The sequence below is a fragment of the Amycolatopsis sp. NPDC089917 genome (assembly GCF_040684635.1).
Lineage (GTDB): Bacteria > Actinomycetota > Actinomycetes > Mycobacteriales > Pseudonocardiaceae > Amycolatopsis.
This window is the reverse complement of the sequence record NZ_JBFBGL010000031.1, coordinates 79,020-102,095: the sequence shown is the minus strand read 5'-3', so window position 1 is coordinate 102,095 and position 23,076 is coordinate 79,020. Positions and strand designations below refer to the sequence as shown.

Annotated in this window: 25 protein-coding genes and 1 tRNA gene; 14 read left to right on the top strand and 12 right to left on the bottom strand. The window is 69.2% G+C overall.

Annotation, left to right across the window (positions count from 1 at the left end):
* Nucleotides 1–237 precede the first annotated feature (237 nt).
* Both AB0N89_RS23140 and AB0N89_RS23135 read right to left on the bottom strand, forming a co-directional pair.
* Nucleotides 238–648: a hypothetical protein gene (locus tag AB0N89_RS23140; RefSeq protein WP_364207610.1), complete on the bottom strand. Its 411-nt coding sequence runs from the start codon at nt 646–648 to the stop codon at nt 238–240.
* Between the two features lie 14 nt (nt 649–662).
* Nucleotides 663–1,133, bottom strand: a complete 471-nt coding sequence (locus tag AB0N89_RS23135) for a hypothetical protein (RefSeq protein WP_364207608.1) — start codon at nt 1,131–1,133, stop codon at nt 663–665.
* Between the two features lie 359 nt (nt 1,134–1,492).
* Here AB0N89_RS23135 and AB0N89_RS23130 point away from each other — a divergent pair.
* Nucleotides 1,493–1,564 (top strand) — tRNA-Arg (locus tag AB0N89_RS23130).
* A gap of 204 nt (nt 1,565–1,768) precedes the next feature.
* Here the strand turns inward: AB0N89_RS23130 and AB0N89_RS23125 are convergent.
* The 5 genes from AB0N89_RS23125 to AB0N89_RS23105 form a co-directional block, all read right to left on the bottom strand.
* On the bottom strand, nt 1,769–2,212 hold the full coding sequence (locus AB0N89_RS23125) for a class I SAM-dependent methyltransferase (protein ID WP_364207606.1): 444 nt from the start codon (nt 2,210–2,212) through the stop codon (nt 1,769–1,771).
* 127 nt (nt 2,213–2,339) lie between these two features.
* Nucleotides 2,340–3,248: an amino acid ABC transporter permease gene (locus tag AB0N89_RS23120; protein ID WP_364207604.1), complete on the bottom strand. Its 909-nt coding sequence runs from the start codon at nt 3,246–3,248 to the stop codon at nt 2,340–2,342.
* Nucleotides 3,245–3,940 (bottom strand): amino acid ABC transporter permease, encoded by a 696-nt coding sequence (locus tag AB0N89_RS23115; protein WP_007029283.1) that lies wholly within the window; start codon nt 3,938–3,940, stop codon nt 3,245–3,247. Before AB0N89_RS23115 ends, AB0N89_RS23120 begins: the two co-directional genes overlap by 4 nt.
* 84 nt (nt 3,941–4,024) lie before the next feature.
* Complete coding sequence (locus AB0N89_RS23110) at nt 4,025–4,879, bottom strand: glutamate ABC transporter substrate-binding protein (RefSeq protein ID WP_364207601.1); 855 nt, start codon at nt 4,877–4,879, stop codon at nt 4,025–4,027.
* A gap of 55 nt (nt 4,880–4,934) precedes the next feature.
* The gene (locus AB0N89_RS23105; RefSeq protein ID WP_007029281.1) at nt 4,935–5,663 is read right to left on the bottom strand and encodes an amino acid ABC transporter ATP-binding protein; all 729 of its coding nucleotides are present in this window, start codon (nt 5,661–5,663) and stop codon (nt 4,935–4,937) included.
* Nucleotides 5,664–6,046: 383 nt separating this feature from the next.
* On the opposite strand from AB0N89_RS23105, the gene AB0N89_RS23100 reads away from it, so the two are divergent.
* Both AB0N89_RS23100 and AB0N89_RS23095 read left to right on the top strand, forming a co-directional pair.
* Nucleotides 6,047–6,736, top strand: a complete 690-nt coding sequence (locus AB0N89_RS23100) for a response regulator transcription factor (protein ID WP_364207599.1) — start codon at nt 6,047–6,049, stop codon at nt 6,734–6,736.
* 4 nt (nt 6,737–6,740) lie between these two features.
* Nucleotides 6,741–8,144: a HAMP domain-containing sensor histidine kinase gene (locus AB0N89_RS23095; RefSeq protein ID WP_364207597.1), complete on the top strand. Its 1,404-nt coding sequence runs from the start codon at nt 6,741–6,743 to the stop codon at nt 8,142–8,144.
* On the opposite strand, the gene AB0N89_RS23090 is transcribed toward AB0N89_RS23095, so the two are convergent.
* Complete coding sequence (locus AB0N89_RS23090) at nt 8,134–9,045, bottom strand: TAXI family TRAP transporter solute-binding subunit (RefSeq protein ID WP_364207595.1); 912 nt, start codon at nt 9,043–9,045, stop codon at nt 8,134–8,136. The two genes, AB0N89_RS23095 and AB0N89_RS23090, sit on opposite strands and share 11 nt — an antisense overlap.
* A 16-nt stretch (nt 9,046–9,061) precedes the next feature.
* Here AB0N89_RS23090 and miaB point away from each other — a divergent pair, with 16 nt between their 5' ends.
* Together miaB and AB0N89_RS23080 are read left to right on the top strand one after the other, a co-directional pair.
* Nucleotides 9,062–10,576, top strand: a complete 1,515-nt coding sequence (gene miaB, locus AB0N89_RS23085) for a tRNA (N6-isopentenyl adenosine(37)-C2)-methylthiotransferase MiaB (protein WP_364207614.1) — start codon at nt 9,062–9,064, stop codon at nt 10,574–10,576.
* Nucleotides 10,573–11,046, top strand: a complete 474-nt coding sequence (locus AB0N89_RS23080; protein ID WP_364207593.1) for a hypothetical protein — start codon at nt 10,573–10,575, stop codon at nt 11,044–11,046. The genes miaB and AB0N89_RS23080 overlap by 4 nt, the downstream gene beginning before the upstream one ends.
* Here AB0N89_RS23080 and AB0N89_RS23075 read toward each other — a convergent pair.
* Both AB0N89_RS23075 and AB0N89_RS23070 read right to left on the bottom strand, forming a co-directional pair.
* Nucleotides 11,043–11,504, bottom strand: coding sequence for a hypothetical protein (locus tag AB0N89_RS23075; RefSeq protein ID WP_364207591.1), 462 nt, complete (start codon nt 11,502–11,504; stop codon nt 11,043–11,045). The genes AB0N89_RS23080 and AB0N89_RS23075 overlap by 4 nt on opposite strands.
* A 366-nt stretch (nt 11,505–11,870) precedes the next feature.
* The gene (locus AB0N89_RS23070; protein WP_364207589.1) at nt 11,871–13,184 is read right to left on the bottom strand and encodes a DUF349 domain-containing protein; all 1,314 of its coding nucleotides are present in this window, start codon (nt 13,182–13,184) and stop codon (nt 11,871–11,873) included.
* Nucleotides 13,185–13,419: 235 nt separating this feature from the next.
* Between AB0N89_RS23070 and AB0N89_RS23065 the strand changes: the two genes are divergently transcribed.
* Genes AB0N89_RS23065 through dapF form a run of 3 tightly spaced genes read left to right on the top strand, consistent with a single transcriptional unit; the run spans nt 13,420 to nt 15,855 of the window.
* On the top strand, nt 13,420–14,109 hold the full coding sequence (locus AB0N89_RS23065; protein ID WP_364207587.1) for a class III extradiol dioxygenase subunit B-like domain-containing protein: 690 nt from the start codon (nt 13,420–13,422) through the stop codon (nt 14,107–14,109).
* The gene (miaA, locus tag AB0N89_RS23060) at nt 14,106–15,008 is read left to right on the top strand and encodes a tRNA (adenosine(37)-N6)-dimethylallyltransferase MiaA (protein ID WP_364207585.1); all 903 of its coding nucleotides are present in this window, start codon (nt 14,106–14,108) and stop codon (nt 15,006–15,008) included. The genes AB0N89_RS23065 and miaA overlap by 4 nt, the downstream gene beginning before the upstream one ends.
* A 10-nt stretch (nt 15,009–15,018) precedes the next feature.
* Nucleotides 15,019–15,855 (top strand): diaminopimelate epimerase, encoded by an 837-nt coding sequence (gene dapF, locus AB0N89_RS23055; protein ID WP_364207583.1) that lies wholly within the window; start codon nt 15,019–15,021, stop codon nt 15,853–15,855.
* Here dapF and AB0N89_RS23050 read toward each other — a convergent pair.
* Nucleotides 15,852–17,096, bottom strand: a complete 1,245-nt coding sequence (locus AB0N89_RS23050; RefSeq protein WP_364207581.1) for an MFS transporter — start codon at nt 17,094–17,096, stop codon at nt 15,852–15,854. The genes dapF and AB0N89_RS23050 overlap by 4 nt on opposite strands.
* Nucleotides 17,097–17,159: 63 nt before the next feature.
* Between AB0N89_RS23050 and AB0N89_RS23045 the strand changes: the two genes are divergently transcribed.
* The 4 genes from AB0N89_RS23045 to AB0N89_RS23030 all read left to right on the top strand — a co-directional run bounded on the left by AB0N89_RS23045 (nt 17,160) and on the right by AB0N89_RS23030 (nt 20,644).
* On the top strand, nt 17,160–17,657 hold the full coding sequence (locus AB0N89_RS23045; RefSeq protein WP_364207578.1) for a winged helix-turn-helix domain-containing protein: 498 nt from the start codon (nt 17,160–17,162) through the stop codon (nt 17,655–17,657).
* Nucleotides 17,658–17,700: 43 nt separating this feature from the next.
* Nucleotides 17,701–19,134, top strand: coding sequence for a GTPase HflX (gene hflX, locus AB0N89_RS23040; RefSeq protein WP_364207576.1), 1,434 nt, complete (start codon nt 17,701–17,703; stop codon nt 19,132–19,134).
* Between the two features lie 129 nt (nt 19,135–19,263).
* Nucleotides 19,264–19,494: a hypothetical protein gene (locus AB0N89_RS23035; RefSeq protein ID WP_364207574.1), complete on the top strand. Its 231-nt coding sequence runs from the start codon at nt 19,264–19,266 to the stop codon at nt 19,492–19,494.
* 136 nt (nt 19,495–19,630) lie between these two features.
* Nucleotides 19,631–20,644, top strand: coding sequence for a hypothetical protein (locus AB0N89_RS23030; protein ID WP_364207572.1), 1,014 nt, complete (start codon nt 19,631–19,633; stop codon nt 20,642–20,644).
* 81 nt (nt 20,645–20,725) lie between these two features.
* On the opposite strand, the gene lexA is transcribed toward AB0N89_RS23030, so the two are convergent.
* Nucleotides 20,726–21,394 carry a transcriptional repressor LexA gene (gene lexA / locus AB0N89_RS23025; protein ID WP_172843599.1) on the bottom strand — a complete coding sequence of 223 codons (669 nt, stop codon included), beginning with the start codon at nt 21,392–21,394 and terminating at the stop codon, nt 20,726–20,728.
* A 367-nt stretch (nt 21,395–21,761) separates the two neighbouring features.
* Here lexA and AB0N89_RS23020 point away from each other — a divergent pair, with 367 nt between their 5' ends.
* Together AB0N89_RS23020 and nrdR are read left to right on the top strand one after the other, a co-directional pair.
* Entirely contained in the window at nt 21,762–22,256 is a 495-nt protein-coding gene (locus AB0N89_RS23020; RefSeq protein ID WP_364207570.1) for a LysM peptidoglycan-binding domain-containing protein, read from the top strand.
* Nucleotides 22,257–22,556: 300 nt separating this feature from the next.
* Complete coding sequence (gene nrdR / locus AB0N89_RS23015) at nt 22,557–23,045, top strand: transcriptional regulator NrdR (RefSeq protein ID WP_034311932.1); 489 nt, start codon at nt 22,557–22,559, stop codon at nt 23,043–23,045.
* The last annotated feature ends 31 nt before the right edge of the window (nt 23,046–23,076 follow it).

Sequence of the window (23,076 nt, the reverse complement as noted above, 5' to 3'; positions counted from 1 at the left end):
TGATACGCATCGAGCGGAGTCTAGCCCGCTCTCCGCTCAAGTCCGTGAAGGCCTCCTTGAGGGACTCTGGGTCCCTCAAGGAGGCCTTCACGGACCGGCGCACGCGCGTGGGCAGCGGAGGCTCGGAACGTTGTGAAAGTGGCTTTCACAACATCCGAAGCCGACACGCCGACGAACGAGCACGCCACTTTCGCCTCACCTCTCAAGAGAACTCGTCCCTATCCGCTCACGAGGCTGTCAGCCGTTCGGGTCGTAGGTGACGTCTCGTTCGGTCGAGAGCGACGCGTTCGACGGCGGTTTCGCGTTGAACGTCACCGACACCTTGACGTGCTTCGAGACGAGCGGCGCCGGGTTCGGCAGATCCACGTAGACGACCGGGAAGGCCGTCTGCGTGTCGTTGATGGCGGGCTGGAACTTGCCGGACCGGATCACGGCGCCGTCCGCGGACACGGTCCAGTCCGCGTCGTAGTCGCCGCCGATGACGGGCTGGCAGGTGTACAGCCCACCCCATTCGATCGCGCTGCCTAGGTCTCGTCCCGCGATGTTCAGCTGACCCCAACAGGCCGGGTAACCGGCTTGCGCGACGGCGGGGATCGAGGTCAAGGCCAGGCTCGCCACACCGGCGAGCAGCCAGGTCTTCTTGTTCACGGCAAACCCCTTCCTCAGCTCCAGCAGACGACGCCGGAGTCCTGGGTCAGCGTGCCGCCGCCGGACGGGTCACCGGCCACGCCGCTGTAGTACACGGTCGCCGAAGCGCAGTACTGGTCGAAACCGGTGGGCGGCGCGCTGGCCTGGGCGAGCATCTGCCGCGCGTTCGGCGGTCCCTTGACCAGGTGGTTGCCCGTGGTCGGGCCGACGAACTCGGTCCGGCTGCCGTTGCTGGCGATGCCGTAGAAGAGCAGTTCGGTCTGGATCTGCAGAACGAGAGGTTCGTTCGCGTTGCACCCGGAAGAAACGTTGAGCTGTTCCCAGGAACCGGACTGATCGGACGTCGTGAATCCTTGCAGCCGGGCCGTGCAATTGCCTTTGCCGAACGGTGTGTCCGTGTCCGCGTAAGCCGGTGGTGTCAGGAGCAAAGCCGCCGACAATCCCGCGGTGGCGACGATTCCCGCCGCCTTGTGAATGGCTTTCATGAATACTTCCCTCCCCAGGGGAATCTCGACTCTCAGTCAGCGCCCCCTGCGCTTCGACAATCGATCACCGAAAACGTAGCAGTCTGGTTAACGACCTGCAACAGGACTCTGACCAGCGAGTTCGTTCGGGAGTAAAAGAAATTGACCACGATCGGGTGGTCGCGGAAGATGGTCGCAGACACCGACCGAGGAGGCCGAATGGCGAACATGACGTGGCGACGCGAGTTCGCCGGCGCCTGTCCGGCTCGCTTCGGCATGGTGGAAAAGAGCGGCTCCCCGCCGTCGTCGTGATTCGACGTCGCTTGTGCGGAGCCGCCCTCCGGGAAACCGAACGGGCGGCTTTTTCTTGTGTGGGGCAAACCCTTGTAGCTCAACGGAAAGAGTACGGCGCTACGAACGCCGGGGTCCAGGTTCGATTCCTGGCAGGGGTACTTCTGGAACGAAGGCTTTCGGCGCGCAGTGTGCGCCGGGGGCGTGTTCCAGGCCAAACCCCCGGCACGGCGGGGAAACCTGTTCCGTCGTACCGGTGCGGCGGTGTGGGCTCCGTGCGGTTCACACCGCCAGACGCGCACGGTCCGGCGACCGGCCGGGATTCATAGCCCCGGCCAGCCTGGCTCGACACCAGGGTGCGCGACTCAGGACGCCTTGCGGGCGCCGTGCACGTCGCCGCTTTCGTGGCGATGCCGCACGACGTTCTGGAAACCGTTGTCCCGCAAGGCTTCTTCCAGGTCGAGTCCGTTCGTGGCGACGACCACGAGCCGCCCGCCCGCCACCAGGCTCGCGGCGATCCGGCCGAGATGGCTCGCAGCGTCGAGGAAAGCCACGACGACGTCGAAGGCGCCCATCACCGGCAGCCGGGCGAGCTGGTGGACCTCGTAGGAGATCCCGGCGGGATCGCGTTCCTCTTCGCGCTGCGCGACCGCGATCAGCGCCTTGTCCGCGTCGACCCCGACCACCCGGCGAGCGCCGTCGCCGCGGAACAGGCGGGGAAAGCGGCCATCGCCGCACCCGACGACCAGGACCGACCTGCCCGCCAGGTCCGGCAGCGCTTCGCGCAACGCCGCGGCCTGGTCCGCCATACGGCCGACGCTAGTCGACCGGACCGCCGCCCCGACAGGACCAAGAGGCCGTATCCCCGAGACACAGGAAGGCCCCCTTCCTCGCGCCTGACGCGAGGAAGGGGGCCTTCACGGACTTCTGCGGAGCCTAGACCGCCCGACCAGTGTTGAAGTCGGTGGCGTCGACGACGGACGCGGGTGCGTCGTGCATCGGCTTGGCGCCCTTGGGTGCCTTCTTCCGCCGGGCCAGCTTGTTCTCCAGCCACCTCGCGAACTGGGTCAGGAGCAGGTTCAGCACGATGAAGATGATCGCGACGACGATCAGCGTCGGGATCGTGTTGCCGTAGAGACCGGTGAGCGGACCGGAGCCGCGGATCAGCTCGTCGAAGCCGATGGTCAGCTGACCGGCCAGCGCGGTGTCCTTCAGGATGACGACCAGCTGGCTGACCAACGCCGGCAGCATCAGCGTGACCGCTTGCGGCAGCAGGATGTTGATCATCGTCTGGGTCTTGCGGAGACCCAGCGCGGACGAGGCCTCGGCCTGCCCCTTGGGCAGCGCGAGGATGCCCGCCCGGAACACCTCGGCCATGACCGAGCCGTTGTAGAGCACCAGACCGGTGACCGCCGCGAAGAGCGGACGGATCTCGGAGTCGATGCCGGTGTAGTACGCGTAGAACGCCGCGGCGAAGACCATCAGCAGCAGCACCGGGATGGCGCGGAAGAACTCCACGATCCAGCTGACCGGCAGCCGGATCCACTTGTGCTCCGACAGCCGGCCGATGCCCAGCAGCGCCCCGATCGGCAGCGCGATCAGGATCGAAAGCCCGGCCGCCTTCAAGGTGTTGAGCAGGCCCGGAAGCAGGAACTGCGTCCACGTCGAACCATCGATGAACGGCTTCCAGAGGGCGCCCGCCCACTGGCCCTTCTCGTCGAAGCCGGTGTAGACGAAGTAGATCACCAGCGCCAGGACGAGCACGAAAAGCACGCTGTAGAGCCAGTTTCGCGCCCGCGCCTTCGGGCCGGGAATGTCGTACAGAACGGTCTGCGTGCTGCTCATCGCTTGACCTCGACCTTCTTGGCGACCCAGCCCAGCAGCAGGCCGAGGGGGAGGACCAGGATGACGAACCCGGCGGCGAACAGGAGGAAGACCAGGAGCAGCGAGTCGGACTCGTTCTCCACCATCTCCGACATCAGCAGCGACGCTTCGGCGACACCGATGATCGAGGCGACCGTGGTGTTCTTCAGCAACGCGATCATCACGTTGGTCAGCGGCGCGATCACCGACCGGAACGCCTGCGGCAGCACGATCAGCGTCAGCACCTGGAAGAAACCGAGGCCGAGCGCGCGGGCCGCTTCGGCCTGCCCGACGGGCACGGTGTTGATGCCCGACCGCAGCGATTCACAGACGAACGTCGCCGTGTAGGCGATGAAGCCGAGGATCGCGAGCCGGAAGAAGTTGTCCTCCAACGACGTCGTCGAATCCTTCGAGGCCAGGTTGATCCCCAGGGTGGAGGACAGTCCCAGCGACGTGAAGACGATGATCACCGTCAGCGGGGTGTTCCGGAAGATGTTGACGTAGGCGGTGCCGAACGCCCGCATGATCGGAACCGGGCTGACCCGCATCCCCACCAGGATCGTGCCCCAGATCAGGGAGCCGATCGCGGAGAAGAAGGTCAGCTTGATCGTCATCCAGAAGGCGCCGAGCAAGTCGTAATTGGGATTGTCGAGGAAATCGAACAAGGTGCTCAACCCAGCCTCGGTATGGGAACGGTGCGCCGCGGTACACGGCGCACCGTTCGATTCCTTCAGTTCAGCGGCTCAGCGAGCCGGGTGTCAGGAGATGGCCGGGGGCTCCGGGATCTTGTAGCCCGACGGACCGACGTTCTTCTCCAGAGCGGCCTTCCACGCGCCGTCCTGCTGCATCTTCTTGATCGCGTTGTTGATCGCGGTGATGCTCTCGGTGTCGTCCTTCTTCAGGCCGACGCCGTACTTCTCGTCGGTGAAGCCCTTGCCGACCAGCTTCAGCTTGCCCGGCTGCTGCGAGGCGTAGCCCGCGAGGATCACGTCGTCGGTGGTCATCGCGTCGACGGTCTTGTTGAGCAGCGAGGTGACGCAGTCGGTGTACTTGCCGACTTCCTGCAGCTGGACTTCCTTGGCGTACTTTTCCTTGACGTTCTGCGCCGGGGTCGAACCCTTGACCGAGCAGAGCTTCTTGTTACCGGTCAGCGACTCGGGGCCGGTGATGTCGGTGTTGTCGGCCTGGACCAGCAGATCCTGGTGGGCGATGAAGTACGGTCCCGCGAAGGAGACCTCGTTCTTGCGCTTGTCGGTGATCGAGTAGGTGGCGACGATGTAGTCGACCTCACCCTTCTTGATCAGGTCCTCACGCTGCGCGGACTGCGCTTCCTTCCAGGTGATCCCCGACTCTTCGACGCCGAGCTCCTTGGCGATGTACTTCGCCACGTCGACGTCGAACCCGGCGTAGCTGCCGTCCGACTGCTTCTGGCCGAGGCCCGGCTGGTCGAACTTGATGCCGATGGTCAGCTTCTTGTCGTTCTTGGCCTTCGCCACCACGTTCTTGGCGCCGGAGCCACTGCCGGTGTCGGACCCGCCGCCACCGCAGGCGGTGAGGGCGAGACCGGCCGCCACGACGGCCGCGCTCATACGCAGAACTCGGTTCAACCGCATTGTTCTCAGTTTCCTTCCGGATCTTGTCCAGCCATACCGGCCGGCGGGGAAGTCCTCAGTGGGTCAGGATCTTGCCGAGGAAGTCCTTGGCACGGTCCGTCTTCGGCTTGGTGAAGAAGTCGTCCGGGGTGGAGTCCTCGACGATCTCGCCGTCGGACATGAACACCACCCGGTTCGCCGCGCGCCGCGCGAAGCCCATCTCGTGGGTGACGACGAGCATCGTCATCCCGTCCTTCGCGAGCGTGGTCATCACGTCGAGGACCTCCTGGACCATTTCCGGGTCCAGCGCCGAGGTCGGCTCGTCGAACAGCATCACCTTGGGGCGCATGGCCAGCGCGCGGGCGATCGCCACACGCTGCTGCTGCCCGCCGGAAAGCTGCGCCGGGTACTTGTCGGCCTGGTTGGCGATGCCGACGCGCTCCAGCAGGTCCATCGCCGTCTTGCGGGCTTCGGCCGAGTTGACCTTGCGGACCTTCATCGGCGCCAGCATGACGTTCTCGACGATCGTCTTGTGCGCGAACAGGTTGAACGACTGGAACACCATGCCGACGTCGGCGCGCAGCGCGGCCAGCGCCTTCCCCTCGGCGGGCAGGGGAACGCCGTCCACCGCGATCTCGCCCGAGTTGATGGGTTCCAGCCGGTTGATCGCCCGGCACAGCGTCGACTTGCCAGACCCGGACGGCCCGAGCACGACCACGACCTGCCCACGCGGCACCTCGAGGTTGATCTCCTTGAGCACGTGCAGGTCGCCGAAGTACTTGTTCACGGCGGCCGCCTTGATCATCGGCGCCGCCACCTCCGCGGTCATCTGGCCTCCAGGAGCGTTCGTTTGCAGGGGACTGCGGGGTCAGGCACCACGCGATGGCGGAAACCTACTCCCGTCGGACCGCTTGTAAAGGCGGCTTGACCAATACTTAGGGTTTCAAGTCCGTATCGTTCTCAAGCCACCGGACGGCCCGATCCGCCGCCGTCCGGCGCTGATCAGCCTAGACAAGGCGGGGGTGTCCCGTAACCGGGGTCACACAAGATCTGTGACGCATCGTGACCATTACCGCCTGCGACGGATCGCTCACCGGGCCGGGACAGGCAGCGCGAGGGGTGACTCACCCCATAGAGTCGTTCTTCAAGTCGTCGCGGTGCGGGGACGGCGTGAAAGGGAAGACACGGGTGCGGGTACTGCTGGTGGAGGACGACGACCGGGTCGCGGGCGCCTTGACGCCCGCGCTGGCCCGGCGCGGCCTGACGATCAAACGCCTGGCCTCCGGCGCCGGGGTGCTCGATCTGGTGCACGACGTCGACGTGATCCTGCTCGACCTGGGACTGCCCGACATCGACGGGATCGTGCTGTGCCGCCGGATCCGCGCCGTCAGCGACGTCGCGGTGATCGTCGTTTCGGCGCGCGGCGAGGTCGACGACCGGATCCAGGGCCTGCGGTCCGGCGCCGACGACTATCTGGTGAAGCCTTACGACGTCGACGAGCTCGTCGCCCGCGTCGAGGCCGTGCGCCGTCGCCGCGGTGAGCGCCCGGCCGCGCCCGAACCGCCGGGCGTCATCCGGGCGGGTGATGTGTCGGTCGACATCGGGCGTCACGAGGTGCAGGTCGACGGCCGGCCGGTTTCGTTGTCCCGCAAGGAGTTCCAGGTCCTCGCGCTGGTGGTCACCGCCCGCGGCGCGGTCTGCGCCCGTGACCACGTGCTGAACGAGGTCTGGGGGCACCGCGGACCGGCGGAGAGCCGCTCGCTCGACGTCCACGTCGCCACCCTGCGGACCAAACTGGGCAGGCCCGCGCTGATCGAGACCGTCCGCGGCGTCGGCTACCGCCTCGGCGGCGCCTACGGCCCGGCAGAAGAGGGCTGAGCCGGTGCGCGTCCGGCTCCAGGCGATCGTGCTGACGCTGGTCGCGGCACTCGTGTTCGGCCTCGGCATCCCGCTCGCGCTCAGCGTGGCGGCCAGTGTGCAGCTCGACCTCTTCCTCGACCGTCTCACCGACACCTCCCGGTTCGCGTCGCTGGCCCAGCGCCCGCTGGTGGAGAACCGGCCGGACCTGATCGTGGACGAGCTCCGCCGCTACACCGAGGTCTACGGGGTGCCGGTGGCGATCGCCGACCAGGACGGCGAGGCCGTGGCCCGCGGACCCGGCGACGCGATCGGGATCGACCTCAAGGACCCCGTCATCGCCTCGCATCTGCAGGAGGCGCTGGCGGGACGGCGTTCCGAGCCCGGGCCGCTGCTGATGCCGTGGAACACCGAACCGCTGGTGCTGGCCGAGCCGATCCTGATCGACGGCGAGGTCCGGGGCGCGGTGATCACCGTGTCCTCGACCGACAAGGCCCGCACCGAACTGCTGTGGTGGTGGCTGCTCATCGCGACGGGCGCGGTGCTGGCCTTCGGGTTCGCGCTGCTGGTCGCGGTCCCGGTGGTGCGCTGGATCCTGCGGCCGGTCCGGCGGCTCGACGACGCCACCGGCGCGCTGGTCGCCGCCGTGGTCAGCGGACGCGAGGTCAAGCGAGTGGAGGAATCCGGCGGTCCGCCGGAACTGCGCCAGCTCGAACGGTCCTTCGACCGGATGGCCGCCAGCGTCGACGAGGCCCTCTCGGCGCAGCGCGCGTTCGTCGCCGACGCCTCCCACCAGCTGCGGAACCCGTTGACGGCGTTGAAGATCCGGCTCGGAAACCTCGACGGGCACGTCGACGACGACCTGGCCGCGGCGGACCTCGAAGCCGCCGTCGTCGACGCCAGGCGGCTCAACCAGATCCTCGACGAACTCCTCTCCCTGGCCCGCGCCGAGGCCTCGGGCGGCGAACTGGTGCCGGTCGGCCTCGACGAGGCCGTGGGCGCCCGGGTCGCCGACTGGACCGTGGTCGGCGCGGCGCGCGACATCTCGCTGGTCGCGACCGGACTGGGCGGCGGGCTGCGGGTGCTCACACCCGCGCGCGGGCTCGAAGTGGTGCTCGACGCGCTGCTGGACAACGCGCTCAAGTTCACCGAGCCGGGCACGGAGGTGCGGGTCGCCGTCAGCGTCGTGGAAGGGAACGTGGAGATCGCCGTCCGGGACCACGGGCCGGGTCTCCGCGACGACGAACTCGACCGCGCGGCGGACCGGTTCTGGCGCAGCACCGCGCATCAGAACGTGCCCGGATCCGGCCTCGGCCTGGCGATCGTCACCGAGATCATGGTCCGCTCGGACGGCTCGCTGCGACTGGGCTCACCCGAGGGTGGCGGCCTCGAAGTGACCGTGACCCTGCCGGTCGCGCCTAGTCCTTGAGTGACCGGAAGTACCGCAGCGCGCCGGGGTGCAGCGGCAGGGGAGAGGTCTCGATGGCGGGGTGGACGTCGATCGACAGCGCCGCCCCGGCCGCTTTGACCAGCTGGTCCCGCGCGTCGAACAACCCGCGCACCAGCGCCTCGGCGACGTCGTCGCGCATCGACGTCGGCACCACCAGGAAGTTCGGCAGGACGAGTGTGGTCACCGGCGACGGCAGGTTGTAGGCGGTCACCGGGATGGTCGCCGTCCGGTACACCGGGCTGGTGGCCCGCAGGGCGTCCGCGAGGTCGGTGATGTCGAGCAGCCGCAGGCCGACCGTGTGCACCTTCTCGGTGATCGACGGCGTCGGCAGCCCGCCCGACCAGATCACGGCGTCGATCTGCCGGTTCTCCAGCGCGGGCAGCGCCTCGGGAAGGCCCAGGTTGCGCCGGTCGATCCCGCCGGTCAGCCCGGACGCCTTGAGCAGCTGGTTCGACAGGAACTCGACGCCGGAGTCCGGCGAGCCGATCGCGACCTTGCGCCCCCGCAGCTGGGCGAACGACTTGATCGGCGAGTCGGCCCGCACGATGACGTGCAGGTAGTCGTCGTGCACGCGGGCCAGCGCCGCCAGCCCGGCGGACCTCGCGGCGGCGACGTCGGCGGCCACGAACGCGACTTCGGCCTTCCCCGCGCGCACCCGGTCGATGTTGTCCGGGGAGCCCTGCGTCTCCTGGATCTCCGGCCGCTCTGTGCCCAGCTGCGCGGCCCACGCGTCGGCCAGCGCCTCGGCCAGCTTGTCGTAGACGCCGCCGTTGAGCCCGGCCGCGATCCGCACCCTCGTCCCGGACAGATCCGGTCCGCACCCGGTGACCAGGGCGCAGACCACGGCGATCACCGCCGCCAGTACGCCTGGTCTCCTCATGAGGGTCGATCGTGCCATGGAACCCCGCCCGCGTACCCTCGAAGGCGAGATGAGCGCGCGCACTTACCAGATCCGCACCTTCGGCTGCCAGATGAACGTGCATGACTCCGAACGTCTTGCAGGGCAGCTCGAAGACGCCGGCTACGTCCCGGGTGACGGCGAGGCCGCACCCGACCTGATCGTGTTCAACACCTGCGCCGTGCGGGAGAACGCGGACAACAAGCTGTACGGCACCCTCGGCCATCTGCGCCCGCAGAAGACCGCGAAGCCGGACATGCAGATCGCCGTCGGCGGCTGCCTCGCGCAGAAGGACCGCGGCGAGATCGTCAAGCGCGCCCCCTGGGTCGACGTCGTGTTCGGCACGCACAACATCGGCGCGCTGCCGACGCTGCTGGAGCGCGCGCGGCACAACGCCGAGGCCGAGGTCGAGATCCTCGAATCGCTCGAGACCTTCCCCTCGACGCTCCCGGCGAAGCGCGACTCCGCGTACGCGGGCTGGGTGTCGATTTCGGTCGGCTGCAACAACACCTGCACGTTCTGCATCGTCCCGGCGCTGCGGGGCAAGGAACGCGACCGCCGTCCCGGCGAGATCCTGGCCGAGGTCGAGGCGCTCGTCGCCGAAGGCGTGCTGGAAGTGACCCTGCTCGGCCAGAACGTGAACTCCTACGGCGTCGAATTCGGCGACCGGCTCGCGTTCGGCAAGCTCCTGCGGGCCTGCGGTTCGGTGGAGGGGCTGGAGCGCGTCCGCTTCACCTCGCCGCATCCGGCGGCGTTCACCGACGACGTCATCGACGCGATGGCCGAGACCCCGAACGTGTGCCACCAGCTGCACATGCCGCTGCAGTCCGGCTCGGACCGGGTGCTGCGCGAGATGAAGCGGTCCTACCGGTCGGCGCGCTACCTCAAGATCCTCGACCGCGTGCGCGAGGCGATGCCCGACGCCGCGATCACCACCGACATCATCGTCGGCTTCCCCGGCGAGACCGAGGAAGACTTCCAGGCGACGCTCGACGTCGTCGCGCAGGCGCGGTTCTCCAGCGCGTTCACCTTCCAGTACTCGATCCGGCCCGGCACGCCCGCCGCCGAGATGGCCGGGCAGCTGCCGAAGGAGGTCGTGCAGGAGCGCTACGAACGGCTCGTCAAGCTGCAGAACGACATCTCCTGGGACGAGAACAAGAAGATCGTCGGACGGCGCGTCGAGCTGCTGGTCGCCTCCGGCGAGGGCCGCAAGGACACCGAGACCCAGCGGATGAGCGGCCGGGCCCGCGACGGCAGGCTCGTCCACTTCACGCCGACCGGGTCCCTGGTGGACCGGTCGGTGCGGCCGGGCGACATCGTCGAGACCGTGGTGACCTACGGCGCTCCGCACCACCTCGTCGCCGACGGCGACCTGCTGTCGCACCGGCGCACCAAGGCGGGCGACAACTCCGAGGCCGGGCTCCGGCCGAAGACCAACGGCGTGACACTGGGCCTGCCGGGCTTCGGCGCCCCGGCCGTCACGCCGGAACCGGTGAGCGGGTGTGCACTGTGACCGAACCGAAGAACCATCCCGAAATCGACGAACTCGCCGCCGAGATCGACGAGGTCGGCCAGCGCGCGGCCAAGACGGTCGAGCTGGGCAGGCGCGGGTTCTCCATCGCCGTGCTGGTGTTCGTGCTGCTGATCGCGCAGCTGCTGCCGTGGGTCGGCGAACACGCCGGCTGGGAGGTGCTGCTCGGCAGGGGCGGCGGGATCCCGCAGCTGTTCGCCGCGACCTCCACCGGCATCGGGGTCTTCGTCGGCGCCGTCGCGCTGGTGACCCGGCGCTGGTGGCTGGCCTGGGTCTGCGCCGCGGGCGGCTGGTTCGCCTCCGTCGACGGCATGCTCGCGATCTGGTCCCAGCAGTCCTCGCACGCGACCGGCGCGGCCGGTGGCGGTCCGGGCTTCGGCCTGATCGTCGCCTGGATCGCCACCGTCGCGCTGGCCATCTACTGGATGCGGGCCGCGTTCTCGCGCGGCTAAACGACCACGACGCCGAAGACGCTCGACGTCGCGCTGGCGTAAAGCGTGGTTTCCGGGTGGTACACCCTGAGCGTGAGCGAAGCCTTGACGCTGAAGCTGAGGCTGAGCACGAAGCTGCCGTTGGGCTTGCAGGAGCCGTTGCTCAGGTCGACCCAGACGCCCGCGACGAGTTTCTGGACGACGATGAGCTCCAGTGCTCCGGTCGCGTCCCGGCCTTCTCCGGCCGCTGAGTCGGCGACGACGTCGAGGCGGCCCTTGACCTTGCTCTTGTCGGCCTTCGCCTCGATCTTGACCTTTTCTTCTTGTGGACGCTCGTCCGCTCGGACGAGGTCGGCGACGCGGGTACCGCGACGGCCGCCGCCGGGACGATCCCGGCCAGGACGTTCCCTGCCACCAGGACGGCGAACGTCCTGGTGATCCGTGAAATCGGCGTGTGGTTCATGCTCGAAGTGGAGCACGGCGGGGCGCGGAGAGCGCCCGAATGCGCACGAAGGTGCTAGGCGTCGCTCCACAATGGAGTGACGCGCGTGAGGCTGAAGGTGGTGTGATGCGTGGGCTGCCGGACGTCGCGAAAGCCACTTTCGAGACGGTGAGCGTCCCGGGCGAGGCGCTCGAGACTCACGCAAGGCCAGCGAGTCGTCCCTCCGGACACGCGTGTCGTCCATCCCGTCACGCGAGTCGTCCCGCCGATCACACGACACCGCCACTCACGCCCCCTCGCCCCACGCGATACCGGCGCTTGCCCGTTTGCTGTACATGAAGGCCCCCTTCCTTGCGCCAGGCGCAAGGAAGGGGGCCTTCATGTACTTGGGCAGCCTGGGTGCCTACCGGTCCGCGATGGCCGCCTCCGCCGCCTCGAGCCACTCACGCCACTGCGCGGCCTGCTCGTCCGCCTTCTTCGCGCGCCGCTCGTCACCGGCCGCGCGGGCCTTCGCCGCCTGCGACTCGAACTGCTCGACCCGCTCGCGGAACTGCGCCGCCCTGGCCTGCGCCTCCGGGTCGGTCCGCCGCCACTTGCTGTCCTCGGCCGACTTGACCGCGTCCTGCACGGCCTTCAGGCGCCCGTCCAGCTCGCGGATGCGCTCGCGCGGGACCTTGCCGATCTCGTCCCACTGCTCCTGGATGCGGCGCAGGTGCTGCTTCGCGCCGTCGAGGTTCGCGGCCGGATCGATCTTCTCGGCCTCGACGAGCAGCTCTTCCTTCTGCTGCGCGTTGGCCGTGAACTCGGCGTCCCGCTCGGAGAACACCGCGGACCGGCGCGCGAAGAACTTGTCCTGTGCGGCGCGGAAACGCTGCCAGAGCGCCTCGTCGCTGTCCTTGGGCGCGCGACCGGCGGCCTTCCACTCGGTCATCAGGTCCTTGTAGCGACCCGCCGTGTCACCCCAGTCCGACGACTCCGAGAGCGACTCGGCCTCGGCGATCAGCTCTTCCTTGCGGTGCTTGGCGCCCGCGCGCTGCTTGTCGAGCTCGGCGAAATGCGAGCCGCGACGCCGGTTGAACGCCTCACGCGCCTTCGAGAACCGCTTCCACAGCTCGTCGTCGGTCTTGCGGTCGACGCCCTTGACGGTCTTCCACTCGTCCAGGATGGCGCGCAGCCGGTCGCCGGCGGCCTTCCACTGGGTCGACTCGGCGGCCAGCTTCTCGGCCTCGTCGGCCAGCGCCTGCTTGCGGACGACGGCGGCCGCGCGGGCCTCTTCACGCTCCTGCTTGGCCGAGGCCAGCGCCTTCTCGGCGTGGGCGATGACCTGCTCGATGCGGCCGCTCAGCGCGGCGATGTCGCCGACGACGGCGGCTTCGGCGAGGCCGTCACGCAGTTGCGTGGCCGTCGCCAGCGCGTGCTTCGGGTCGCCGGCGCCGGACTCCAGCCGCGTCTCCAGCAGCTCGACCTCGGTGCGCAGGTCGTCGAAACGCCGCGCGTAGTGGAGCAGACCCTCGTCCGGGCTCCCCGCCTGCCAGACACCGACCGCGCGTTCACCGTCGGCGGTGGTGACGTAGACCGTTCCTTCTTCGTCGACCCTGCCCCAAGCGGACGGGCTGGGCTCGGCGGGCGGCACGGGGGGTGCGGCGTGCCCGCCACCGAGCGCGTGCGGCACGGGGTGCGGTGCCGGGGTACCGGTGGACGTGTTCTCCTGGGCCATCGCAGGCTCCTTATCGCCTGTACGCCCGCTGGCGCGGGCGCCCCGCCTAGCGGCGGGGCCGGGTAATGCGTTGCCGTCTTGCTTCGGGGGCATCAACCCCTTGCGGCATTCAAGCAGCTCAGCGTCCACCGTGGAACCAGATGAATCACCGGAGCGCCGTGATCCTACTTCCGGTGGACGCTCCGTGTCGGTCGGTTGCAGGACGTAGACGGCGGGGAAGGTAACGTCGGCGGCCGTGATCCGCCGTGTCGCCGTGCTCCCGCAACCCCCGCTGCTCATCCCCGAACTGGCCGCCGGAGCGGCGGACGTGTGCGCCGAGCTGCGCGAAGCCTGTCTCGCCGCCGCGCGGCGCCTGACCAGCGCTTCCCCGGACTGGGTGGTCGTCGGCGCCGCTCCGGGCGCCCCCGGGGTGCCGGAACACGCGAGCGGAACTTTCCGGGGCTACGGCGTCGACCTCGGCATCTCACTCAGCCGGGTGACGGCGCCCGTGACGGAGCTGCCGCTGCCCGCGCTCGTGGCCGGCTGGCTGCGCGAACAGGCGGGCGCCTCCTCCGCCCGGGTCCGTCTCGTCGACCCGGGGACCACTCCCGACCAGTGCGAACTGTTCGCCCGTGAACTGGGGGAGCACACCGCGGTGCTCGTCCTCGGTGACGGTTCGAGCAGGCACGGCCCGCGTTCCCCCGGTGGTGAGGACGCGCGCGCGGAAGGTTTCGACGCCGGGGTCCGCGACGCGCTGGCCGAGGCCGACACCGGCGCGTTGGCCGCACTCGACCCGGCGCTCGCCGCCGAACTCGGGGCGGGCGGCCGCGCGCCCTGGCAGGTCCTCGCCGGGCTCGCGGCGGACGGGGCCTGGACCGCCGACGTCCTCTACTCGGCCGCGCCGTTCGGCGTCGGCTACCACGTCGCCGTCTGGGAGCGGGCGTGATCCGGCCGGTCGCGGTCGTCGGGCCCACGGCGACCGGGAAGACCGCGCTGGCCGTCGAGCTCGCCCTCACCCTTGGGGGTGAGGTGGTCAACGCCGACGCGCTCCAGCTGTACCGCGGGATGGACATCGGGACGGCCAAGGCGACCGTCGAGGAGCGGCGGGGCGTGCCGCATCACCTGCTGGACGTCCTCGACGTCACCGAGACGGCGTCCGTCGCCGCGTACCAGCGCGACGCACGCGCGCGCGTCGAAGAGCTCCTGGACGCCGGTCGCGTGCCGATCCTCACCGGCGGGTCGGGTCTCTACGTCCAAGCGGTGCTCGACGACCTCAAGTTCCCGGGCACCGATCCCGCCGTGCGAGCCCGGCTGACCGCCGAAGCCGACGAACTCGGCGTCGCCGCGATGCACGCGCGGCTCACCGAACAGGACCCGATCGCCGCCACGGCCATCCTGCCGACCAACACCCGCCGGATCGTGCGCGCGCTGGAGGTCATCGAGATCACCGGCGAACCGTTCTCGGCGAACCTGCCGAAACCGGGTCCCGCGCGGTACGGCACGGTCCTGATCGGCATCGACCGCGAACCCGCCGAACTCGACGCCCGCGTCGATCGTCGCGTCGAGATCATGTTCGAGGCCGGACTGGCAGGCGAAGTCGAGACGTTGCTGGGGCAGGGACTCCGCGACGGGCTCACCGCGTCGAGGGCGCTGGGCTACCAGCAGGTGATCGCCGCGATCGACGGCGACGGCGACTTGCGCGCCGCCGCCGAGGCGACCGCGCAGGCCACCCGGAGGTTCGTGCGCAGGCAACGGTCCTGGTTCCGGCGGGACAAGCGGATCGAGTGGTTCGACGGCGGTTCGGACCGGCTGGCCGAGCGCGTCCTCGCGGTGACGGCCCAGTAATCTGGAGGGCATGGGCGGCATCGATTTCCTTAAGGGACACGGCACACAGAACGATTTCGTGCTGCTTCCCGACCCTGACGGCCGCCTCGACCTGACCGAGGCGCGGGTGGCGGCCCTGTGCGACCGCCAGCGCGGTCTCGGCGCCGACGGCGTGCTGCGCGTCGTGCGGTCGGCGGCGCTGGGCTCGGACGCCGGGGGTTCGGCGGGCGAATGGTTCATGGACTACCGCAACGCCGACGGGTCCATCGCGGAGATGTGCGGCAACGGCGTCCGGGTCTTCGTCCGCTACCTGGTCGACACCGGTCTCGTGGCCGAGCGCGCCTTCGTCATCGGCACGCGCGCGGGCGACCGGCCGGTCGAAATGCACGCGGACGGTTCGGTGACCGTGCAGATGGGACCCGCGACGATCACCGGCACCTCGGTAACCGTCGTCGCCGGGAAGCCGTTCTCCGGTGTCGCGGTGAACGTCGGGAACCCGCACCTGGTGTCGGTCGTCGAGGACGACGTCGACGAGCTCGACCTGCGTGACCAGCCCGACTTCGACTCCGACGTGTTCCCGGAGGGCGTGAACCTCGAGTTCATCAACCTCCTGGGGGAGGACGCGCTGAAGATGCGCGTCCACGAACGCGGCGTCGGCGAGACACGGTCCTGCGGCACCGGCACGGTCGCCGCGGTCGCGGCCGCCCTGCACCTCGCGGGCACCGACACCGGCGAAGCGACCGTCGACATCCCCGGCGGCCGGGTGGTGGTCGGGGTGAGCCGCGGCGCGTCCACCCTGACCGGTCCGGCGGAGATCGTCGCCCGCGGCGAACTCGACGAAGCCTGGTGGGCCGGGCTCGGCTCCTAGCCGACGGCGACCGGTTCCTTGGGCAGGTCGCGCAGCTTCCGGAGCGGGGAGAAGACCACCCACAGCACCGCGGCGGCCTCGCCGACCGCGACGAACCACAGTGTTCCCCGGATGCCGATCGCCTCGCCCAGCACGCCGCCGATCAGCCCGCCCAGCGGCAGCATCCCCCACACCACGAAGCGCACGCTGGCGTTCATCCGGCCGAGCAGCCGGTCCGGGCAGACGGCCTGCCGGTAGGAGACCTGCGCGACGTTGTAGACGATGATCCCGAACCCCGCGATCGCCAGTGCCGCGGGGAACAGCGCGATCCGCCAGCCCGGCGCGGCGAGCGGGAGCAGCAGCTGGAACGGCCAGGTCAGCAGCGGGACGAACCAGATCGACCGCGCCTGCCCGATCCGCCGGGTGATGGTCCTGGCGAAGAACGCCCCGACGATCCCGCCGATGCCGCCGGTCGCCAGGACGAGGCCGACGACCCCCGGTGACAGGCCCAGTTCCCGGTTCAGGAACAGGATCTCCACCGCGGTGAAGGCGCCGTTGAACAGGTTGGCGGTCGCGGTGCAGGCGACGATCGAGCGGAGCGCGGGGTCGGTGAACACGAACCGCAGTCCCTCGGTGATCTGGGGGAGCAGCCGCGTCTCCTCGTGCCGCTCGGGCACCTCTTCGACGGTGCGGATCCGCAGCAGGCACAACGCGGAGGTCAGGAAGCCGAGCCCGGTCATCAGCACGGCGTTGGCCGCCCCCGCGAGCTGCACCAGCCCGCCGCCGATGCCCGGTCCGCTCAGGAACGCGACCGACTGGCTGGCCTGGAGTTTCGCGTTGCCTTCGAGGAGATGCTCGCGGCCGACCAGCGACGGCAGGTACGACTGGTAGGCGACGTCGAAGAACACCGTCGCGACTCCGACGAGCGTGGCGACCACGATCAGTTGCGTCAGCGACAGCACCCCCGCCCACCACGCCAGGGGAATGGTGAACAGCAGCGCGGCGCGGACGAAGTCGGCCCGCAGCATCAGCACCCGCCGCCGCATCCGGTCCACCCATACCCCGGCGGGCAGCCCGATGATCAGGAAAGCGATGGTTTCGGCCGCGGTCAGCAGCCCCATCTGGAACGGCGTCGCGGCCAGCACGGTGGCCGCGAGCAGGGGAATTACGGCGTGGCCGGCGAACGCGCCCAGCTGGCTCGCGGTGTCGCCTGCCCAGAGCCGCCGGAAGTCCGCGTGGAAGAAGAGGGAGTCTCTGCGCACGACGCCCACCTTGGCGTGAGTGATTGGAAACTGTCAATCACTTTTGGCTTCTAGGCTGTCGCGGTGCCCACTCCACGACGCGCCGCCACCGAGGCCGAGATCGCCGCCATGGCCTCCGGAATAAGGCTGCGCATCATCCGGTTGACCTACTCCGAGGCGCTGACCAACAAGGAACTCGCCGAACGACTCGATCGCGACCCGGCGACGACGCTGCACCATGTGCGCAGACTCGTCGACACGGGGTTCCTCGAAGCACTCCCGTCGCGACGCGGCACACGCGGTGCGAAAGAAATTCCGTATCGCTCGACCGGGTTGTCGTGGCATCTTGATTCCCACGACAGGGGGATCGATCAGGCGATTTTCGAGGCTTATCTGGCCGAAATCGCCGACGTGGGATTCGACGAGGTCCAGCAGACGCGCTTGGTCGTCCAGGTACCGGACGACCAGATCACCGAGTTCGAAACCCGGTTGATGGAGCTGGTCGACGACTTCATGAGCAGGCCGGTCGATCCGGGCGCGAAACGCACGGCCATCTACCTGTCGAAGTATCCCAGCAGGTAATGAATTCGGTCCCGCCGCCGAAACGTGGGACCATGGAGGCACGATGACGGAACTGACACACAACGATCTGAACGACATGGACCCTTCGACCGGCGAACTGGAGCTCGAGGACCGCGCCTCGCTCCGCCGGGTAGCGGGCCTGTCCACCGAACTCGCGGATGTCACCGAGGTCGAATACCGGCAGCTGCGCCTGGAGCGCGTCGTTCTGGTCGGTGTGTGGACCGAGGGCACCGCCCTCCAGTCCGAGGCCTCGCTCGCCGAACTCGCCCGGCTCGCCGAAACGGCGGGCTCCGAGGTGCTGGAAGGTCTGGTGCAGCGGCGGATCCGCCCGGATCCCGCCACCTACATCGGCTCGGGCAAGGTCAAGGAACTGCGGGGGATCGTGGCGGCCACCGGCGCCGACACGGTCATCTGCGACGGTGAACTCTCGCCCGGCCAGCTGCGCCAGCTGGAGGAGAAGGTCAAGGTGAAGGTCATCGACCGCACCGCCCTGATCCTCGACATCTTCGCGCAGCACGCCCGCTCCAAGGAGGGCAAGGCGCAGGTCGAGCTGGCCCAGCTGCAGTACCTGATCCCGCGGCTCCGCGGGTGGGGTGCGGCGCTGTCCCGGCAGGCCGGTGGCCGCGCGGGCGGCGCCAACGGTGGTGTGGGTCTGCGCGGTCCCGGTGAGACGAAGCTCGAAACCGACCGTCGGCGGATCAACAAGCGCGTGTCGAAGCTGCGCCGCGAGATCGCCGCGATGGACACCATCCGCGAGACCAAACGCGGTCGCCGGGTGGCCAACGAGGTGCCGAGCGTCGCGATCGTCGGCTACACCAACGCCGGCAAGTCGAGCCTGCTCAACGCGCTGACCGGCGCCGGGGTGCTGGTCGAGGACCTGCTGTTCGCCACGCTGGATCCGACGACCCGGCGGGCGCAGACGCCCGACGGCCGCACCTACACGCTGACCGACACCGTCGGTTTCGTGCGGCACCTGCCGCACCAGCTGGTGGACGCGTTCCGTTCGACGCTGGAGGAGGCGGCGAGCGCCGATCTGCTCGTCCACGTCGTCGATGGTTCCGACCCGACGCCGGAAGAGCAGGTCAACGCGGTGCGCGAAGTGCTCGCCGAGATCACGAAGCGCCGTTCCGAGCCGCTCCCGCCGGAGCTGCTGGTGATCAACAAGGCCGACGCCGCCGACGAGGTGTCGCTGGCCCGGCTGCGGCACCAGCTGGCCGGTTCGGTGCAGGTGTCGGCGCGGACCGGCACCGGGATCACGGAGCTCGCCGAGGTGATCGCTGAGCGGCTGCCGAGGCCGGAGGTCGTGGTCGAGGCGCTGATCCCGTACTCGCGAGGCGAACTCGTCTCCCGCGCCCACGCCGACGGCGAGGTGCTGGAAGAGGAGCACGTCGAGACCGGTACGCGACTGCTCGTCCGCGGCAGGCCCGAGCTGGCCGCGGCGCTGAGCGACTTCCAGACGAACGGCTCGGCTCTGTAAGCAAGTCCGTGAAGGCCCCCTTCCTTGCGCTGGACGCAGGAAAGGGGGCCTTCACGGTTCTTCGGACGACGCTGGAGGTTGTCGATGGGGGAGTTCGTACCCGTTCCGACACGCGCCGACGTGCGAAAAGTGCTGGACGCCCTCGCCTCTGGTGCGCTGACGCGTGCGGAAGCCTCCGATCGGGCGCGACCTTGGTTCGTCGAAGACGTCCACCGCGTCGACGACGACCTGGTCTGGCAAACGCTCGACTGGGTGTTCGGCGCAGACCTGATGACCTCACCCGTCGAGTACCTGTACGGTCCGGTCGATTTCCGGGCCTGGCTGGCGGAGTTCGACGCTCGTGACACCGCATTCACGTGATCAAGCACGCGAGTTCGCCGCTGAAAGTGGCCTACGCGACATTCCGCGCCATCTCGGCGTTCGCACCGAACTGCGCGCCGCCCCGGACGTCTCCGTAGTGTGGGACTTCAGGGGTTCCACGGGTACGGAGGTGGATGTGCGGGGGCTTATCGCGGCGGCGGTCGTGCTGGTGGCGTTCATCGGCGGGACGACTCCCGCCGCGGCACAGGAAGTCCCGGCGCCGCAGCCGGTGTGCAAGAACGGTGACTCCCGGCTCAGCGAACTTTCCGGCCTCGTCTCCGACGGCGAGCACCTTTACGCGCTCAACGACGGCGGCACCAAGACACAGGTCTTCGTCCTCGGCCGCGACTGCAAGGTCCAGAAGGTCATCTCGTCCTCGACGGATCCTTACGACCCCGAAGATCTGGCCCGCACGGCCGACGGCACCTTCTGGCTTTCCGACACCGGCGACAACCGCAAGCGGCGGGACACCGTCGCGCTGATCTCGCTGACGCCGCAGGGCGAGGCGAAGATCCACCGGCTCACCTATCCCGACGGGCAACACGACGTCGAGGCGCTGATCATGGATCGTTCGGGCACGCCGCACCTGATCACCAAGGACGTCTTCGGCGACGCGAAGGTGTACCGGCCGACCGGCCCGCTCGCCAGCCCCGGCCCGACTCCGCTGGAAAAAGTGGGTTCCTTGCAGATCAAGGAGACCTCGACGCCGGGAGGACCGGTCGGGTCGATCGGGTCGGTGACGGTCACCGGGGCGGCGTCGATGGCCGACGGCTCGGTGGTCGCGCTGCGGACCTACACCGACGCCTACCTCTACGCCGTCACCGACGGGGACCTGAAGAGCGCGTTGCAGCGCGAACCCGTGCGGGTGCCCTTGCCGAACGAGAAGCAGGGCGAGGCGATCGCCTTCGACCCGGACGGGACCCTGCTGTCCGGCGGGGAGGGCGTCGGAGAGCAGATCCGCGCGGTGAAGGGCGCGGCGGCACTCGCCGTGGAAGCGGCGAAATCCGAGGGCGGCACGTCGGGCGGGACGTCCGCGGCCGGTGGCACGAGCCAGGGCTCCGATTTCCCGTACGTGCAGGTCGGTATCGCCGCGATCGTCGTGATCGGCGGCCTGCTGCTGGTCGGCAAGCTCCGCAAACGGCGCGCCTGACCGAAGCTTGCCGAGTCTGACCCGGGTCTTGGACGACCCGGGATCCCGGCGCGCTCCGGCTTGGACCGAGGCGGCTCCGGGCTACAGCCTGCGGAGAACGGCGACGACCTTGCCGAGGATCGTGGCGTCGTCACCCGGGATGGGTTCGTACGCCTCGTTGTGCGGCATCAGCCAGATGTGGCCGTCCTTGCGCTTGAAGGTCTTGACCGTCGCCTCGCCGTCGATCATCGCCGCCACGATCTCGCCGGGGTCGGCCGTCGGCTGCTGGCGCACGACGACCCAGTCGCCGTCGGTGATGGCGGCGTCGACCATCGAGTCACCGGTGACGCTGAGCAGGAAGAGCTCACCTTCACCGACGATCTCCCGCGGCAGCGGGAAGACGTCTTCGATCGCCTGCTCCGCCAGCACCGGCCCACCGGCGGCGATCCGGCCGACGAGCGGGACGTACGCGGCCTTCGCGGCCGACTGCGGCTGCTCGACGTCGATGCCCATCGGGTTGTCGTCCGTCGTGGCGAGCACTCCGACCGCACGCGGGCGGTTCGGGTCGCGTCGCAGATAACCCTTGCGCTGCAGGGCCTGCAACTGGTGCGACACCGACGAGGTGGAGGTCAGCCCGACCGCCTCGCCGATCTCCCGCACACTCGGCGGGTAGCCGAAGCGGCTCACCCACAGCTTGATCACGTCGAGAACCTGCTGCTGACGCACGGTCAGGGTCTCGTCCACCTCGTAGACCTCGGGCAAGGCGCGCACCTTGCCCGAGCCCCTAGGCGCGTTCCCCGCCTTGCTCTCCTTAGCCACCGTCTCGCTCCTTCATCTCTGCGTCGCCTCCCAGTGCGTCCGGTTCCCCCGGACCGACTTCGCGTGTCTTCGCCGGTGGCGGACGATCTTCCCGCCCACGGCACCGGCGGCGTCCGCGCAGCAGACGCCCTGGTCAACGACGTTAGCCCGCCGGGGCGACGATTTCAAACATCTGTTCGATGGACACGCCGTGTCGCTCGATTTTTGTCGGTGGGAGGTGGTACACATTCGCACGGACGTTCGATAGAACGAGTGTTCGATCTTGATCGCCGGGTTCCGGTCCGGCGCCGAGTGCAGCAGGAGTTGCGAGGAGGTTCCGATGTCGATTCTGGCCGATCGAGGACTGGTGCGGCCCAGTTCCCCCGGGCCCGTTCCGGCAGGGGTCACCCGGCCCGTGCGGGTGGTGCGGGGCAGGCGTGCCGAGCCCTTGCGCCCGCCGACCAGGGCGCGGGTCGTGGCCGGTCGTCGTCCCGGCGTGGCGACCTCCTCCCCGGCGTGCCCGGCGCCCCGGCGGCTCCCGCTCCGGTGGCCGTCGCTCGTCGGGATGGCCCTGCTCGTCGCCGGGGTCATCACCGGATTGGGTCTGTTCCTGGCCGGCGTCCCGGGTGCCGCGGTGCCCGAACAGACCACGACGGTGTCCGTTTCCGCGGGGGAGACGCTCGCGGATCTCGCGGCGCGATTCGCGCCAGGCAGCGACACCGGCGCGGTCGTCGACAAGATCAAGGAGCTCAATTCCCTGGAAGACGCCGTTCTCGTGCCTGGACTGCCGCTCACGGTCCCGGTCGCGGCCGGAGTCGCGGAAGGCGGGAGGTGATCCTGAGGGCCGCTCTCACCCGCCGTGGGTGACGTCCTCTTTCGTGTTCGATCGACCCGGTCGTTGCGCTTGCGTGCGTCTCACCTGCGATCTAGTCTCCACCGCTATATGTAGTAGTTACATGGCTGTAGTTGGTCCATAGCTTGGGGTAGACTCGGTACCAGTTGTCCACAGCTGGCCGGTGTTCACCCACCGGATGTCCACAGATCGATCCCCATGTCGATCTTTCCCGTCGTTGCGTGGCGACGGAGCGGGCGTCCACTCGGGACCGGCCGGCGCGGAGGGGAAGGTGATCGGCGGATGAGGTGCCCGTTCTGCCGGCATGCGGACTCTCGGGTCGTCGACTCCCGAGAGGTGGATGAGGGTCAGGCGATCCGGCGGAGGCGCTCGTGCGCCGCTTGCGGCCGGCGCTTCACCACTTCGGAGACGATGGTGCTCGCCGTCGTCAAACGGTCCGGGGTCACCGAGCAGTTCAGCCGGGACAAGGTGGTCCGGGGGGTGCGCCGCGCCTGCCAGGGCAGGCCGGTCGACGACGACGCGCTGCAGCAGCTCGCGCAGCGGGTCGAAGAGTCGATCCGGTCGGCGGGGCTGGCGGAGATCCCGAGTCACGAGGTCGGCTTGGCGATCCTGGGCCCCCTGCGTGAACTCGACGGCGTCGCCTATCTCCGGTTCGCCAGTGTCTACCGCTCCTTCTCCTCGGTCGAGGACTTCGAGAAGGAGATCTCGGACCTCCGTGAGGCCATGGCTGCCACACCGGACGAGAGCGATCAAGACGCGAAAGACGGCTGATGCCGCCTCCCGCGTGGGAGTGAGGGAAAGA